The organism is Thalassospira xianhensis MCCC 1A02616, from assembly GCF_003326475.1.
GTDB classification, from domain to species: domain Bacteria; phylum Pseudomonadota; class Alphaproteobacteria; order Rhodospirillales; family Thalassospiraceae; genus Thalassospira; species Thalassospira xianhensis.
Window position 1 is genome coordinate 63,180 of record NZ_JPWA01000005.1, and the last position, 15,339, is coordinate 78,518.

General features: G+C 52.9%; 16 protein-coding genes. 9 read left to right on the forward strand and 7 right to left on the reverse strand.

Translation table 11 applies throughout. From position 1 onward, the window contains the following. Positions 1–4: 4 nt before the first annotated feature. Genes TH5_RS06100 through rsmA form a run of 4 tightly spaced genes read left to right on the forward strand, consistent with a single transcriptional unit; the run spans position 5 to position 5,395 of the window. Positions 5–2,188 carry an LPS-assembly protein LptD gene (locus TH5_RS06100; RefSeq protein ID WP_244204835.1) on the forward strand — a complete coding sequence of 728 codons (2,184 nt, stop codon included), beginning with the start codon at positions 5–7 and terminating at the stop codon, positions 2,186–2,188. 12 nt (positions 2,189–2,200) lie between these two features. Then, positions 2,201–3,472: a peptidylprolyl isomerase gene (locus TH5_RS06105; RefSeq protein ID WP_244204836.1), complete on the forward strand. Its 1,272-nt coding sequence runs from the start codon at positions 2,201–2,203 to the stop codon at positions 3,470–3,472. 20 nt (positions 3,473–3,492) lie between these two features. Next, positions 3,493–4,524: a 4-hydroxythreonine-4-phosphate dehydrogenase PdxA gene (pdxA, locus tag TH5_RS06110; RefSeq protein WP_114121114.1), complete on the forward strand. Its 1,032-nt coding sequence runs from the start codon at positions 3,493–3,495 to the stop codon at positions 4,522–4,524. Between the two features lie 4 nt (positions 4,525–4,528). Further along, entirely contained in the window at positions 4,529–5,395 is an 867-nt protein-coding gene (rsmA, locus tag TH5_RS06115) for a 16S rRNA (adenine(1518)-N(6)/adenine(1519)-N(6))-dimethyltransferase RsmA (RefSeq protein WP_114121213.1), read from the forward strand. Positions 5,396–5,417: 22 nt separating this feature from the next. Here the strand turns inward: rsmA and gmk are convergent, their stop codons facing one another. Together gmk and TH5_RS06125 are read right to left on the reverse strand one after the other, a co-directional pair. Then, positions 5,418–6,050, reverse strand: coding sequence for a guanylate kinase (gene gmk, locus TH5_RS06120; protein ID WP_114121214.1), 633 nt, complete (start codon positions 6,048–6,050; stop codon positions 5,418–5,420). A gap of 10 nt (positions 6,051–6,060) precedes the next feature. Then, entirely contained in the window at positions 6,061–6,945 is an 885-nt protein-coding gene (locus tag TH5_RS06125; protein WP_114121115.1) for a YicC/YloC family endoribonuclease, read from the reverse strand. Positions 6,946–7,135: 190 nt separating this feature from the next. Between TH5_RS06125 and TH5_RS06130 the strand changes: the two genes are divergently transcribed. Next, positions 7,136–7,963, forward strand: a complete 828-nt coding sequence (locus tag TH5_RS06130) for an SDR family NAD(P)-dependent oxidoreductase (RefSeq protein WP_114121116.1) — start codon at positions 7,136–7,138, stop codon at positions 7,961–7,963. Positions 7,964–7,985: 22 nt separating this feature from the next. On the opposite strand, the gene mltG is transcribed toward TH5_RS06130, so the two are convergent. The 5 genes from mltG to fabD all read right to left on the reverse strand — a co-directional run bounded on the left by mltG (position 7,986) and on the right by fabD (position 12,467). Continuing rightward, entirely contained in the window at positions 7,986–8,960 is a 975-nt protein-coding gene (gene mltG, locus TH5_RS06135) for an endolytic transglycosylase MltG (protein ID WP_114121117.1), read from the reverse strand. 33 nt (positions 8,961–8,993) lie between these two features. Next, the gene (gene fabF, locus TH5_RS06140) at positions 8,994–10,253 is read right to left on the reverse strand and encodes a beta-ketoacyl-ACP synthase II (protein ID WP_114121118.1); all 1,260 of its coding nucleotides are present in this window, start codon (positions 10,251–10,253) and stop codon (positions 8,994–8,996) included. An 87-nt stretch (positions 10,254–10,340) separates the two neighbouring features. Next, positions 10,341–10,577: an acyl carrier protein gene (locus tag TH5_RS06145; RefSeq protein ID WP_007090351.1), complete on the reverse strand. Its 237-nt coding sequence runs from the start codon at positions 10,575–10,577 to the stop codon at positions 10,341–10,343. Between the two features lie 169 nt (positions 10,578–10,746). After that, positions 10,747–11,487, reverse strand: a complete 741-nt coding sequence (gene fabG / locus TH5_RS06150; protein WP_114121119.1) for a 3-oxoacyl-[acyl-carrier-protein] reductase — start codon at positions 11,485–11,487, stop codon at positions 10,747–10,749. A gap of 38 nt (positions 11,488–11,525) precedes the next feature. Continuing rightward, positions 11,526–12,467: an ACP S-malonyltransferase gene (gene fabD, locus TH5_RS06155; RefSeq protein WP_114121120.1), complete on the reverse strand. Its 942-nt coding sequence runs from the start codon at positions 12,465–12,467 to the stop codon at positions 11,526–11,528. Between the two features lie 503 nt (positions 12,468–12,970). On the opposite strand from fabD, the gene rpsF reads away from it, so the two are divergent. The 4 genes from rpsF to rplI are packed head-to-tail and all read left to right on the forward strand — an operon-like array spanning position 12,971 to position 15,183. Beyond that, positions 12,971–13,348: a 30S ribosomal protein S6 gene (rpsF, locus tag TH5_RS06160; protein WP_062951945.1), complete on the forward strand. Its 378-nt coding sequence runs from the start codon at positions 12,971–12,973 to the stop codon at positions 13,346–13,348. A 22-nt stretch (positions 13,349–13,370) separates the two neighbouring features. Next, on the forward strand, positions 13,371–13,604 hold the full coding sequence (gene rpsR / locus TH5_RS06165; protein ID WP_062951944.1) for a 30S ribosomal protein S18: 234 nt from the start codon (positions 13,371–13,373) through the stop codon (positions 13,602–13,604). A gap of 47 nt (positions 13,605–13,651) precedes the next feature. Beyond that, complete coding sequence (locus TH5_RS06170) at positions 13,652–14,590, forward strand: DUF2232 domain-containing protein (protein WP_114121121.1); 939 nt, start codon at positions 13,652–13,654, stop codon at positions 14,588–14,590. Then, positions 14,590–15,183, forward strand: coding sequence for a 50S ribosomal protein L9 (gene rplI / locus TH5_RS06175; RefSeq protein ID WP_114121122.1), 594 nt, complete (start codon positions 14,590–14,592; stop codon positions 15,181–15,183). The genes TH5_RS06170 and rplI overlap by 1 nt, the downstream gene beginning before the upstream one ends. Positions 15,184–15,339 lie beyond the last annotated feature (156 nt).

Sequence of the window (15,339 nt, forward strand, 5' to 3'; positions counted from 1 at the left end):
CTGAATGGCGTGTACAGGGGGAATGATAAAAAGACTGGCAACGGGGACGTTACTTGGCTGCGCATTCGCGCTGGCCGGGACGTATTCCATTGCCGCCAAAGCCCAGCAATCAGATGAAGTAACAACCGGAAACGAAGAACAATCCAAGATTCTGTTCAGCGCCGATGAGGTTGACTATAATCGAGAATTGCAAACTGTAACCGCACGCGGAAATGTTGAAATTTCCCGGGACGGCCGGATTTTGCTGGCCGATACAGTCAGCTATGACAGATCACAGGATGTGCTTACGGCGTCTGGCAATGTCAGCATAACCGAGCCAACCGGCGAAGTTACATTTGCAAGCTATGTTGAACTCACGGGTGACTTCAAGGAAGGCATAGTTGAAGACATCTATGTTCTGCTTGATGAAAACACGCGCATTGCCGGAACCGGTGCGCGGCGCAGCGGCGGAAATTTCACTGAAATTGCCAAAGCCGTTTATTCTCCGTGCAAGGTTTGCGAAGACGATCCTGAAACGCCTCCTCTTTGGCGGATCAAAGCAGCACGCGTTCTTCATGACGCCAACGCCAAAACGGTCGAATACAAAGATGCCCGACTGGAATTTGCGGGAGTTCCGATTCTTTATTCGCCGTACTTCCAGCATCCTGATCCAACCGTAAAGCGCCAGTCAGGCCTTTTAGCGCCCTCCTTCGGTAGTACAAGCTATGTCGGCTCGTTCTTCGAGTTGCCCTATTACTGGGCAATTGATCCAAGCAAAGATTTGACGCTCCGTCCGATTTACACCACTGACGAAGGTCCCGTCCTTGCAAGTGAATATCGGCAACGCTTTGATAGTGGTGAAATGGATGTCGTCAGTAGCGTCACCAGCGACAATAATGATGACTGGCAGGGCCATATTGATGCCCAGGGGCGCTTTGACATAGACGAGACATGGCGCTGGGGCTTTGATGCAGAACAGGCCTCTGAAAAAACCTATATGAACAGATATGGTTTCGGCTCGCCATCCGTACTGACATCAAACTTGTTCACCGAAGGCTTCAGAGGCTCGAGCTATAGCCGTGTCGACGGCTATTACTTCCAAGGGTTAAAAGCCGAAGATGATAGGGATACAACTCCCATTATTTTGCCTCATGCACAGTTTCATGGTCAAACGGCTCCCGCAAAATATGGCAGTTATACAACTCTTGACTTAGACGCTCTCTCGCTAACACGAGAAGAGGGAACAGATTCCCACCGTCTCTCGGCCAAAGCTGGCTGGGCGCTGCCGTATATAGGAACACTGGGAGACGTAACAAAACTATCGATGTCCATCCGCACAGACAATTACATGGTTTCTGACGTGTCCCGGGATGGACAGCAAAATTATGACGGATATGCGGGCCGTATTCTTCCTTTGGCGGCTGTCGACTGGAACATGCCGTTTGTAAACAACCAAGGCAGCTATCACCATATAATCAAGCCGATGATTATGGCCGCATGGTCCCCCAATGGGGGCAATCCGGATGAGATTCCAAACGAAGATTCCCAGTCGTTTGAATTTGATGACATCAATATTTTCTCGCATGACAGGTATAGTGGCCTTGACCGCGCCGAAGACGGCTTCAGGACCAGTTATGGCCTTGAATGGGGCGTTTACGGGGAAGAAGGTGGTTATACCAGTGCAATGTTCGGGCAAAGCTATCGCGCCAATAAAGGTGACACCTTCGCAGAAGGAACCGGCCTTGAGGATCATCTATCAGACTATGTCGGTCGGGTAACTGTTGCCCCCAACGAATATGTCGATTTAACCTACCGTTACCGCCTCGATAACGAGGATTTCTCGACACGTCGGAACCAGGTATCAGCAGGTTTAGGTGAGAAGAAAACTTTGCGCCTTAATCTTGACTATGTTCATTTTTCCGAGGACGCCGGTACGGATGAATTCGGGCAGCGTGAAGAGGTTTACTTCCGTGCTGAACGCCAGTTCAGTGAATTCTGGTCGGGAATGGCTTACAGTCGTTATGATCTTGATCAGAACGATCCTCTTGAATACGGTTTCGGCTTTGTTTACGAAGACGAATGCTTCGTGTTTGACGGTCGGGTTAGAAGGACGTTCTACGAAGATCAGGATCTTGGTCAGTCGGATGAGATTCTTTTCCGACTGGTATTCAAAACACTTGGCGAATTTGCGTCAGCAGCCGGATTATAAGGCAGTACAGCTTTGCATATCACCAGACTCTCCCATCTCGTCGCAGCAATTGCTGTTGTGCTTTTCTCCGTTGTTTCAATTTCGACAGCGCGAGCTCAAAGCACCATAGGCGTTGCAGCTGTCGTCAACGATGCTCCGATTTCGGTGGTGGACCTGGTCGAACGTATCAAGCTTGTAGCCGCCTCTTCAAACATCCCGATGAGCCCGCAACGCAGTCAGGAAATGGCACCGCAAATCTTGCAGCAGCTAATTAACGAGAAGCTACAACTGCAGGAAGCAGAACGTCGTGGTTTTGAAGTAACCGACGCGGACATTGATCGGGCCAAAAACCTGATCGAACAAAATTCGGGATTGCCACCCGGCGGACTGGACCAGTTTCTGGCTCAGAATGGTATCGCAACGGAAACCATCCGAAATCAAATCCGTCCACAAATTGCATGGCAGAAACTTCTGGGTTCAATGCGCCGCGAAATCCAGATTTCCGATACCGAGATTGATGACAATCTTGAACGTATTCGTAGCAACCAGGGAAAACCACGCAACAATGTTCAGGAAATTTTCCTGCCTGTTGACAATCCCCAGGATGAGACAAAAGTTTATCAGAACGCCCGCGAAGTGATCCGGGCTTTGGAACAGGGAGCCAACTTTGGCGGCCTTGCGCGGCAGTTTTCGGCCAGTTCCAGTGCGGCAAACGGTGGTAACCTTGGCTGGCTTTATTCCGGCGAAATGGCCGGAGAATTGCAGCAAGCCGTCAATCAGATGCAGCCCGGTGATGTGAGCGATCCAATCAGAACCATTCGCGGATATTACATCCTGAAATTGCTTGATCGTCGCCGGGGTGATGCCAATGCCCTGACAGATGTTCGACTTGATCTTTACCAGTTGTTTGTCCCGATTGCGGCCAACACCCCGCAGGATGAAGTAAATACCAAACTCGGTATCCTGCAAAATGCAAAAGAGAACGCCGATAGCTGTCAGTCACTGGCTAATGTTGCAGTTGATCTCGGATCGGAAATGAGTGGTAAAACCGAAGGCATTTCTCCAAATGACCTCGCCGGTCCGGTAAGAAATGCGGTTGTAAACTTGGACAAAGGCGGTATCTCCAACCTGATCAAGGTAGACGGTGGTGCGCTCCTTGTTATGGTCTGTGACAAATCCGAAGAAAGTACGCTTCCGGACAGGGAAAACATCCGCGAACGCCTTGAAATGGAACGCCTCGAAATCCTTGCGCGCCGCAAACTGCGCGAATTGCGCCGCAATGCGTTTATCGATATCCGGATGTGATCCGGAAAGGACGCAAGCCTATGAGCGATATCAAGCCGATTGCAATGACACTGGGCGAACCGGGCGGAATAGGACCGGAGCTCGCCATAAAGGCATGGCTTGCGCGCGCAGAACATAATCTGCCGCCGTTTTTTATTCTGAGTCCCAAGATAATCATGGATCAAACCACCGAAGCTCTGGGGCTGCAGGTAAAAACCAAGGTGATAGACGAAGTCAGCCAAACAGGTAAGTTCTTTGAGGACGCCCTTCCGGTTTTTGAAATTCCCGGTAACGGTGAGGATATCAAGCCGGGAACGGCATCCAGCAAAACGGCATCTATTGTAATAGACAGCATTATCCATGGTGTTAACCTGACACGATCAGGAACGGCAAGTGCTGTCGTGACCAACCCGATCCAGAAAAGTGTACTTTATCAGGCTGGCTTCAACCATCCCGGCCATACCGAATTTCTGGCAGAGCTTTCAGGCCCGGGTACCATCCCCGTTATGATGTTGGCCAATAGTCAATTGCGCGTCGTACCGATGACAATTCACATCGCCCTGTCCGAGGTTCCAAAACAACTGACCGCTGAGATAATCAAACAATTGGTTCGCATCACGACAGCGTCGTTGCAACGGGATTTAGGATTGAAGAAACCGAGGCTAGCCATTGCCGGCTTAAACCCGCATGCGGGTGAAGACGGATCGATGGGAGATGAAGAAATCAAGGTCATACGCCCTGCAATTATGGAATTGCGGGATGAGGGCTTCGATGTTGTGGGCCCCCTGCCCGCCGATACCATGTTCCATGCCGAAGCACGTGCAAACTACGATGTCGCCCTATGTCCCTATCATGATCAGGCTTTGATTCCGGTCAAAACGCTTGATTTCCATGGTGGTGTGAACGTCACGCTCGGATTGCCCTTCATCAGAACTTCCCCGGATCATGGAACGGCTCTTGATATCGCAGGCAAAGGCATTGCACGACCGGACAGCCTGATCGCTGCCATCAAAATGGCGGCGGACATGGCACGAAAACGAGCAGCCGGCAATGCCGCCTCACAAGGAGCCTGACATCGTGTCAGACCAGAAAAATGAAACCGCCAACCTTGCAAATGACGGCCTCCCGCCCTTGCGCGACGTCATTGCAACACATGGTCTATCGGCACAAAAAAAGTTCGGCCAGAATTTCCTTTTTGATCTCAACCTGACCGGCCGGATCGCACGTGCAGCAGCCCCCCTGGATGACGCAACGGTAATTGAAGTCGGTCCCGGTCCTGGTGGTCTGACGCGTGCATTGCTTTATCATGGCGCAAAGAACTTGACGGTTATCGAACGTGATCCCCGTTGCCAACCGGTTCTTGAACAAATCAGCAATCACTATCCAGGTGCGCTTCATGTAATAGATGGGGATGCGCTTGACGTCGATGTTACGTCACTTGGCCCGGCTCCGCGAAAGATTGTCGCCAACCTTCCCTATAACGTGGGCACTCAACTTTTGTTGGGCTGGCTGATGCAGATTGACCAGTTTGCCAGTCTGACCTTGATGTTCCAGAAAGAGGTTGCAGAACGTGTTGTTGCAGCCCCGAAAAGAAAAGCCTATGGCCGTCTTTCCGTCCTGTGCCAGTACCTGTGTGACTGCCAGATACTGTTCGATGTCCACCGCAGTGCATTTACCCCGCCACCCAAGGTAACCTCTGCCGTCGTTCAACTGCGGCCGAAAACAGATCGGGAGCAAGCTGTAAATCTTGTCAGCCTCGGCAAGATCACACAAGCAGCCTTCGGCCAAAGACGCAAGATGCTGCGCGCCAGCCTGAAAACATTGAATGTTGATGTCGGAATATTATTGGAGCGTGCACAAATCACCGAAACTGTGCGCGCCGAAGAACTAGGTGTTGCCGATTTTGTTCGGCTGACACTCGTTCACGACGAAATGGCGGCCTGAACGGACGGCCATTTTTCCTTCATCAATCCGTGAGGAGCTTTTTAACGAACCTCGGCAATTGGGATTGGCGTTCACGTTTTACGCGCTCTGCACCAATGATGTGTTGAACATCGGCAAGACAGCGATCCAGATCATCGTTGATCAGAACATAGTCAAATTCTTCCCAATGGCTGATTTCGGCGCCGGCCTTTGCCATACGTTTCATGATAACATCGTCGGCATCCTGCCCGCGGTCACGAAGACGTCGTTCAAGCTCGGCCGACGACGGTGGTAGGATAAAGACAGAAACAACATCATCCCCCCCCTTCTCGCGTATCTGCCGTGCGCCCTGCCAATCAATATCAAACAGAACGTCGTGCCCGTCCGAAAGCGCCTGTTCGACCGGACCGCTTGGCGTGCCGTAATAATTGCCAAACACTTCGGCCCATTCCAGCAATTCGTCATCAGCAATCATATGCTTGAAGGCATCAACGGATTTGAAGAAATAATGAATGCCCTCTTCCTCGCCCGGACGTGCCGCACGTGTTGTTGCAGAAACCGAAAGTGAAATCTGGCTATCCTTTTCCAGAAGCTGACGCGTGATTGTGGTTTTCCCTGCCCCGGAGGGTGCACAGAACACCAGCATAACACCACGACGTTTTGCCTGATCCGTCATCGGGGTATCCTTATTCAACATTCTGAACCTGCTCGCGGAGCTGATCGATGATCACCCTCAATTCCATTCCACAATTAGTCAGTTCTATATCGTTCGCCTTGGAACACAATGTATTGGCCTCGCGATTGAACTCCTGACACTGGAAATCAAGCTTGCGGCCAATTGCACCGCCTTTTTTGACCATGTCACGTGCTGCGACGATATGGGCCTTCAGCCGGTCAATCTCCTCCCGGACATCCGCCTTGGTCGCAAGCAGCGCCGCTTCCTGATGAAGCCGTTCGGGGTCGAATTTTCCGGCTTCCATCAACTCGTCGATCTGGCGTTTGAGCTTTGTCTTGATCGCGTCGCTTCGAACCGATGCGCAGCTCTCCGCCCGCAGAACAGTTTCTTCGATACGATCAATATGACCGCGCAACATTTCATCAAGCTTAGCGCCTTCTTCGGCGCGATGGGCTTCCATTTGCTCAAGCGCCTCACCAAAACTTTTGAGGATTGCAGCATCAAGTGTTTCGCGACTGTCGTCGTCTTCCTGCTGTTCAACGGCTTCAAGCACACCGCGCACATTCATCAGATCAGCTATGGTGCCGGCCGAAAGACTGCTGGCACGGTCAAACTCTTCAGCCAGAGCAACCAGTTCAGCAAGCAGATCCCTATTGATACGATAGGCACTGCTTTCTCCGGGACGTACAACATTTAATGTTACGCCCATATTGCCCCGTTTGAACCGCTTGGAGATTGCTTCACGTACCGTTGGCTCCAGACGTTCAAAACCGCCATTAAGGCGAGTACGAACGTCCAGCCCCTTGCCATTGACACTGCGCAACTCCCAGGTCCAGCCAAAGCCTTCTGCACCACCATCCGTGCGGGCAAACCCGGTCATGCTTGATATGGTCATATTCTTGTCCAGTCTGAATTGTCGGTTGCCCGTTTATAACGGTTGTGCCCCGACGCGCCAAGGGATTGTCGTTTGAGGATAGATCATCAAGACAGACAGTTATTGCCCGCATTTCATAATGCTGCCCTAATGCTGTCTCATGTTCCGCCCAAACAATCCGGAACATCGTCCAACAGGATCACGAGCAACCATGTCACTACAATACCACGCCATCCTGATTACCGGTGCCAGCTCGGGCATCGGGGCCGCACTTGCCCGCCATTATGCCCGCACCGGGGTTACCCTTTTCATCAGCGGCCGCGATCAAACACGCTTGAAACTTGTCGAAAATGAATGCCGGGCGGCCGGTGCAAACGTATTTGCCGACGTGCTTGATGTAACCGAGCGCGAAACGATGGCGGAATATGTCACTAAGTGTGATCAGATCACACCGCTTAGCCTGATTGTCGCCAATGCAGGTATTTCCGCCGGAACCGGTAGCGAGGGTGAAGACCCCGATCAGGTCCGCGATATTTTTGCAACCAACGTCGCCGGAGTGCTGAACACGATTGATCCTGCCCTCGTCTTCATGTCCGGACGCGGGCACGGCCAGATTGCCCTGGTTTCGTCGCAGGCATCATGGCGAGGGCTGCCATCCGCACCGGCCTACTGTGCCAGCAAGGCGGCGGTAAGAACCTATGGCGAAGGACTGCGCGGTGCGCTTGCGCCCTTCGGGATCAAGGTCAACGTGATTTGCCCGGGCTTTGTAAAAAGCCGTATCACTGATGCCAACGATTTCCCGATGCCTTTCTTCATGCAGGCCGACAAAGCCGCCATCAAGATTGATAAAGGACTGTCAAAGAACAAGGGAATGATCGCCTTTCCCTGGCAGATGAATATCCTGATTGGTGTTTTGAAGATGATGCCGCAATCCATACTCGATCTTGCTGCTTCGCGTATTCCACGCAAGGCGTCAAAAACCGAAATACGTCAAAGACTGGCGTCGCCAAACAGCCAACAGTCACAACAGCGCCAGTAATCGCCAAAAACGACAAAGCAGCCTATTGCCCGTCACGGATACGACGCCAACGCGCAACATTGCGATTATGTTCATCAAGTGTGCGGGCAAAAGCATGCCCCCCCGTACCGTCGGCGACAAAGTAAACCTCGTCTGTTTCGGCAGGATGCAGAACCGCATATATCGCATCCCGACCCGGATTGGTTATTGGCCCGGGAGGCAAACCGGCCGAAACATAGGTATTGTAAGGGCTGTCGAATTTCAGATCAGCCCTAGTCAATGCACGATCAAGCGGTTCATCCGGGCTGATCGCATAAGCAACCGTCGGATCGGACTGCAAACGCATATTCATTCTGAGCCGGTTGATGAATACACCTGCAACACGCGGGCGTTCGGCAGCAACACCGGTTTCCCGCTCGACGATCGACGCCAGAACAATGGCTTCGCCGATGGTATCAAACGGCAGATTTGGCTCTCGCCCCGGCCATAGTTGCGCCACCAGCGTATCATGCGCTGCCGCCATGCGATCAATAATGCTCTGTTTCGTATCACCAAACGAGAATTGATAGGTTTCGGGTAACAGCATACCGTCGGGCGGGATGTCGGAAATTTCACCTGTCAGACCATCGACAAGATTGATACGAGCAACGATTTCGCCAGACCGCAGTCCTTCGGGGATGGTCACAAACCGTTTGACGGTATCACCGGCGGCAAGAATTTCAGCCGCTTGCTTCGGACTGACCCGTGCGGGGAAATGATATTCACCGGCACGCAACGAACGATCCAGTCCGGCAATACGTACCCCAAGCAGAAATACAAGAGGTTCCTGAATGATGTTTTCACGACGGAATATGTCCGCAATCCCGCGAACACCTGTACCCTGCGGGATGACAATATCACTGCCCTGCACCAGTTTGCTGGGCGATGTATATTGCACATAAACATACACCGCCGCCCCACCAATGGTGAGAGCGGCGGTGATGCATAAAAAGCCAAGAACAAGCAGAAAACGCTTCAAGGGGTTTCCCTCTGTCAGGTTGAATCTGCTGTCTTAAACGCCTTTGAAGACCAGCGAAGCATTGGTACCGCCAAAGCCGAACGAGTTCGACAGTGCGACATTGACTTTGCGTTTTTTTGCTTCGAGCGGAACCAGATCAATCCCGAGGCAGGCTTCGGAAGGATTGCGAAGATTAAGGGTCGGCGGAACAACACCTTCATGGATCGCAAGGATCGAGAACACGGCCTCAATCGCACCTGCGGCACCAAGAAGATGCCCCGTTGCCGATTTGGTCGAGGACATCGAAAGTTTCGATACCGCATCCCCGAACAGACGTTTTACCGCACCCAGTTCGATTTCATCACCCAGCGGAGTCGACGTGCCATGTGCGTTCACATAATCGACGTCTTCCGGGTTGATGCCTGCATTGCGAAGGGCATTGCGCATCGAACGGAAACCGCCATTGCCATCCTCGGCCGGGGCCGTGATGTGATAGGCGTCACCCGACATGCCATATCCGGCAACTTCGGCATAGATTTTCGCACCGCGTGCTTTGGCATGTTCATATTCTTCAAGCACCACGCAGCCGGCACCTTCACCCATGACAAAACCGTCACGGCCCTGATCCCAGGGACGCGATGCTTCGGTCGGGGTGTCGTTATAACCAGTCGACAACGCACGTGCTGCGGCAAAGCCAGCCATACCCAAACGGCAAACAGCGGCTTCGGCACCACCAGCAACCATGACGTCGGCATCACCAAGCATGATCATGCGCGATGCATCGCCAATGGCGTGTGCACCGGTTGAACATGCGGTAACGACGGCATGGTTCGGACCTTTAAGACCATGTTTGATCGAAACCTGGCCAGAAACCAGATTGATCAGGCAGGACGGAATGAAGAATGGGCTGACACGGCGGGTCTTGCCGTTATTCACCAGTTCCGTGGCTTCGGAGATCTTTGGCAGACCACCAATACCCGAACCAATCAGAACACCGGTATTTTCCTGGTCTTCGTCGGTTTCGGGTTTCCATCCGGAATCGGCCAATGCCTGATCGGCAGCGGCAACACCATAGACGATAAAATCGTCCATTTTCTTCATGTCTTTAACCGAGACATGATCTTCCGCGTTGAAAAGTCCGTCACCCACACCACGCGGCACAAGGCCTGCGATCTTGGCCGGGATATCGGACACATCGAAGGTGTCGATGCTTTTGATTCCGGATTGGCTGTCCAGCAATTTCTGCCAGGTGTTCTGTGCACCGCTGGCAAGCGGAGTAACAGCACCAATACCGGTAACAACTACGCGTCTCATCCCGCATTACGCCTTTATTTTATGAATACAGCAAAGACGAAAAGGGCGCCTGAGGATGCCCTCTGGCGCCCATGTCTCACGGCAAGATTAGCCGTTCGCCTTTTCGATGAAGTCGATCGCGTCTTTAACGGTCAGAATTTTTTCTGCTGCGTCATCAGGAATTTCGCAACCGAATTCTTCTTCAAACGCCATGACCAGCTCGACAGTGTCCAGGCTGTCGGCGCCCAGATCGTCGATGAAGCTTGCGTTTTCGGTGACCTTGTCTTCCTCGACACCGAGGTGCTCGACAACGATCTTCTTCACGCGATCTGCGACATCACTCATAGCTCAAATCCTTCAATAGGTTTTCTGTCAGTTGGTTTTGGTTGGTTCTTCGCGCCTTCCCCCTATTGAAGGAACTTGCGAGGACCGGAATCCGACAACCGCAATTGCCGGTTTCGTGATTTTGTATAGCGGCCTCTTTTAAACAGAAAAGCAAGCAACCCGCAACGGGTTAAATCATCGCCATTCCGCCATTCACATGCAAGGTCTGCCCGGTAACATAAGCGGCTTCGTCGCTTGCCAGATACAGAACCGCTGCTGCAATCTCCTTGCTTTCCCCCATGCGCCCCGCCGGAATGTTGGCCAGAAGCTTTTCTTTCTGCCCATCATCAAGCTCGTCGGTCATCGCCGTGGTAATGAACCCCGGTGCAACACAGTTAACAGTAATTCCGCGAGATGCAACTTCTTGTGCAAGCGATTTTGACCAGCCGATCATACCAGCCTTCGCTGCAGAATAGTTGGTTTGCCCCGGATTCCCGGTCACACCAACGATCGAGGTAATATTGATAATGCGGCCATGACGGCGCTTCATCATGCCGCGCAACGAGTTGCGCGCAAGTTTGAATGCCGCAGTCAGGTTGACATCAAGGACCGCCTGCCAGTCTTCGTCTTTCAAACGCATCGCCAGCTGATCACGGGTGATCCCGGCATTATTGACCAGAATATCAAGCTGCCCGCCAAGGGCCTCTTCTGCTTCCTTAATCAAACCGGCGACCGATTCCGGATCAGACAGGTTACCCGGAACGACGACAGCATTTTTGCCGATTTCCGCAGCAACCGCCTGAAGACGTTCAGCACGCGTACCTGAAAGAGCAACCTTTGCACCAGCCGAAGCCAGAAGTTTGGCAATATCACCGCCGATACCACCGGTCGCACCGGTTACGAGTGCGGTTTTGCCTGCAAGATCAAACATCAATCCATCCCTTTGGGTTCGTCTGTTTCGCGCAACACTTAAAGCGTGCGGAGGAAGCTTTCAATATCGACCGGACCGTTAACAGCCGAACCGGTCAGGTCACGGTCAATACGGCGAACCATACCACTCAAAACTTTACCTGCGCCCAGCTCCACCAGATCAGTGATACCCTGCTCTTTCATATAAAGGACAGACTCACGCCAGCGCACGGTTCCGCAAACCTGCTCCACAAGGAGTTTACGAATGGTTTCCGGATCAGCAGTTTTTTCCGCAATCACGTTTGCGACAACCGGTTTACCCGGGGCATTCATCGTTACCGAAGCCAGTGCTTCGGCCATACGATCCGCAGCCGGTTGCATCAGCGGGCAATGGAAGGGTGCCGATACCGGCAGCAAAACGGCACGCTTTGCACCCTTTTCCTTGGCGATCTCGATCGCGCGTTCAACAGCCGCTTTATGACCCGATACAACGACCTGTCCGTCGGCATTGTCATTTGCAGCGGTACAAACATCGCCTTGGGCAGCTTCTTCGGCAACGGCAACAGCGTCGACATAGTTAAGCCCCAGAAGGGCTGCCATCGCGCCAACCCCGACCGGAACGGCTGCCTGCATTGCCTGCCCACGGATTTTAAGAAGGCGGGCCGCATCAGCAATCGCAAAGGTACCGGCAGCAGCAAGGGCGGAATATTCACCCAGCGAATGCCCGGCAACCAGATCGCATTTGTCGGTCAGTTTGAAACCGCCTTCGGCTTCCAGAACGCGTGTAACCGCAAGGCTGACCGCCATTAGGGCTGGCTGCGCATTCTCAGTCAGCGTCAGTTCGTTTTCAGGGCCTTCGAACATCAGGGTGCTGAGTTTCTGCGACAGCGCATCATCAACTTCCTGGAAAACTTCGCGGGCAACCGGAAATGCGTCAGCCAGTTCCTTGCCCATACCTACCGCTTGCGACCCCTGACCGGGGAAAACGAATGCGCGTGTCATTATATATAATTTACCCTTGTCTGCTTTCGTAAGGACCCACTTCTGTCAGGTCCCCTTTTCGAGCTACCCTTGATACTGCCCGCAAGCCCTGTGTCAAGAACAGACGACAATGTCATGCGACTTTCCGTCGCTTTGTTGCCCGCAAAGTAACAGACTTGCCAAACGTCGAAAACAAAACCTTGTTGCGCGGTGCAATGTAACGGCTTTGGCGATTGGCATGTGTCACCCAATATATAATGTCGGTCGCATCCTGCAATCAGTCGCAAAAAGCACCGATTTCCGTCGATTCAGAAAAATGCGTCCATGATAACGGCACCCGTTTTGGTACCGGCGATTTAAGTCAGATTTCACCAGAAGTTCCGGCGGGCATTTACGGTTGCATGCCCTGTGGAAAAGTGTATATTCCGCCGTCTCACGGCTCCTTGCCGGGATTGCCCGGCTATGCCTGCATGGCACGAGGTCATGTAAGGAAGAGATAAGCCACAAGGAGTAATAGGAGTATTATGAGCAAGTACGAGAGCGTGTTTATCGCACGTCAGGACTTCTCGACCGCACAGGTCGAAGCCCTGAATGAAAAACTCACCCAGACCGTCGAAGGTCTCGGTGGCAAAGTTGCCAAAACCGAATATTGGGGTCTGCGTTCCCTGGCATACCGTGTCAAGAAGAACCGCAAAGGCCACTATACCCTCTTCCAGATCGAAGCCGACAACGCAACGATTGCGGAATACGAGCGTCAGATGCGCCTGAACGAAGACGTTCTGCGTCAGATGACTGTCAAGGTTGAAGAGTTCGAAGAAGAACAGTCAGCCATTCTGCGTAATCGCGACGAGCGCGGTGGTCGTGGCGGTAATCGTCGCGGCGGTCCCCGTCAGCACGGCTAACAGATAGCGAGGAGAATATATTATGGCTGGACGTCGTCTGTTTTTCCGTCGCCGCAAAACCTGCCCGTTCTCGGGTGCGGATGCGCCGAAGATTGACTACAAAGATGTCAAACTGCTGCAGCGTTTCGTTTCCGAACGCGGCAAAATCGTTCCGAGCCGTATCACTGCGGTTTCTGCCAAGAAGCAGCGCGAGCTGGCGAAAGCCATCAAACGTGCACGCTTCCTGGCGCTGCTGCCTTACGCAGACCAGATCTGAGGCAGTCGGCAAGAGATCCTTTTGCGGTCTCGGGCCAGGAGTAGCTGATGTCGCGTAATACCCTAATGGCGGTCGGTGCAGGTCTGGGCAGTTCTGTCCTGTTTCTGCTGGTGTTGTCGGGGAACCCGTTGGCGCTGCTGCTCTCCTATTTCGGGCATCTGCCACTTTTCCTTATTGGATTTTGGCAAGGTCCAAAACGCCTGCTGGTTGCGGCAATTGCCGCATGCAGTGCCCTGGCTCTGCTGGGAGGACTGCTGCCTTTCACGGTCTTTATGGTCGTGTTTGCCGGACCGGCGATGTTGTTGACCCGCATGGCGCTGCTCATCCGCAAGGACGAAAACGGGAAACCGGGTTTTGTTCCGACCGGAATACTGGTCAGTGCCATGGCCGTGATGATTGCAATGGTGATGATTATCATCACCGGCAGCGTAACGGCGGAAGGTTTGGACATTCAGGAATTCATTTCGCAGTTCCTGGGCCAGATGTATTCGGAAATGGGCGTCCCCATGACGCCGGAAGTCCAGAATGTCATCGGTATGTTCCAGACATACTTCCCGGCGATTGTAGCGGTAAGCTGGCTTCTTATGCTGTTTGCCAATGCTGCGATCGCACAGGCAATTCTGGTGCGCTCCGGTCGCAATTTGCGTCCGTCGCCCGATCTGGCCTCGATGGCCTTGCCTGGCTGGTCACTGTTTGCGTTTGCCCTGGCCGGGTTTCTTGTCGGCTTTGCCGATGGTTCTCTGGCCTATGTGGCGCGAAACGTCGCGGTGGTGCTGGCAGTGCCGTTCCTGTTGCAGGGATTGGCGCTGGTGCATGGGCAGGCAGCCCGTTGGCCGCAAAAACGTATGATACTGACGGTATTCTATATCGTCGCGGTTCTGTCCACCTGGTCGTTTATCGCGATCACCGGACTTGGAATTTTAGAGCATTTAATCAGGCTGCGGGGGAAACAACCGATGACCCGTAGCAATGAGGAGGATCGGTGATGGAAGTTATTCTGCTCCAGCGGGTAGAAAAACTCGGTCAGATGGGTGACGTAGTCACCGTCAAGCCGGGCCACGCCCGCAACCGTTTGCTGCCGCAGGGCATGGCCCTTCGCGCAAACAAAGCGAACCTTGCTGCTTTCGAAGCAAAGAAAGTACAGCTGGAAGCTGACAACCTGGAACGCCGCAAAGAAGCCGAAGCGGTTGCCGAGAACATGGGTGAACTTGCTGTTACCCTCGTTCGTCAGGCATCTGACGTCGGTCAGCTTTACGGCTCGGTTACCGCGCGTGATATCTCGAACGCGGTTTCCGAAGCAGGTTTCACTGTTGCCCGTACCCAGGTCGTTCTTGATCAGCCGATCAAGACCCTTGGTCTGCATCAGGTCAAAATCAACCTGCACCCGGAAGTTTCCGTTGAAGTGACCGCCAACGTCGCACGTTCCGAAGAAGATGCCGCCGAGCAGCTTCGCAAGGGCGGCGCGGTTCTGGGCACCATCGACGAAATGGAAGCTGAGGAAGCTCTGGAAGCTGCTGAAGAACTCTTCGAAGAAGACGTTCCGGCTGAAGTTGAAGGCGAAGAAGAAACCAACGTTTAATTGTTGCCCTTCGTTCGAAGCCCGTTTGGAAACGGCGTATCCGCAAGGATGCGCCGTTTTCTTATGCTTTTATAATATATTTCAGCTTTTTATCTTGAACGTGACCTCTGCGCTTGCGGAATACCGGCTATGAGTTATACCGATTAGCCCTTTCGG

What these genes read in the sequence shown, in the direction of transcription:
- rplI (WP_114121122.1), top strand. Translation starts at nt 14,590, where the DNA reads ATGGAAGTTATTCTGCTCCAGCGGGTAGAAAAACTCGGTCAGATGGGT.
- fabF (WP_114121118.1), bottom strand. Translation starts at nt 10,253, where the DNA reads ATGAGACGCGTAGTTGTTACCGGTATTGGTGCTGTTACTCCGCTTGCC.
- fabG (WP_114121119.1), bottom strand. Translation starts at nt 11,487, where the DNA reads ATGTTTGATCTTGCAGGCAAAACCGCACTCGTAACCGGTGCGACCGGT.
- TH5_RS06100 (WP_244204835.1), top strand. Translation starts at nt 5, where the DNA reads ATGGCGTGTACAGGGGGAATGATAAAAAGACTGGCAACGGGGACGTTA.
- TH5_RS06145 (WP_007090351.1), bottom strand. Translation starts at nt 10,577, where the DNA reads ATGAGTGATGTCGCAGATCGCGTGAAGAAGATCGTTGTCGAGCACCTC.
- TH5_RS06125 (WP_114121115.1), bottom strand. Translation starts at nt 6,945, where the DNA reads ATGACCATATCAAGCATGACCGGGTTTGCCCGCACGGATGGTGGTGCA.
- TH5_RS06170 (WP_114121121.1), top strand. Translation starts at nt 13,652, where the DNA reads ATGTCGCGTAATACCCTAATGGCGGTCGGTGCAGGTCTGGGCAGTTCT.
- pdxA (WP_114121114.1), top strand. Translation starts at nt 3,493, where the DNA reads ATGAGCGATATCAAGCCGATTGCAATGACACTGGGCGAACCGGGCGGA.
- fabD (WP_114121120.1), bottom strand. Translation starts at nt 12,467, where the DNA reads ATGACACGCGCATTCGTTTTCCCCGGTCAGGGGTCGCAAGCGGTAGGT.
- gmk (WP_114121214.1), bottom strand. Translation starts at nt 6,050, where the DNA reads ATGACGGATCAGGCAAAACGTCGTGGTGTTATGCTGGTGTTCTGTGCA.
- rpsR (WP_062951944.1), top strand. Translation starts at nt 13,371, where the DNA reads ATGGCTGGACGTCGTCTGTTTTTCCGTCGCCGCAAAACCTGCCCGTTC.
- rpsF (WP_062951945.1), top strand. Translation starts at nt 12,971, where the DNA reads ATGAGCAAGTACGAGAGCGTGTTTATCGCACGTCAGGACTTCTCGACC.
- TH5_RS06130 (WP_114121116.1), top strand. Translation starts at nt 7,136, where the DNA reads ATGTCACTACAATACCACGCCATCCTGATTACCGGTGCCAGCTCGGGC.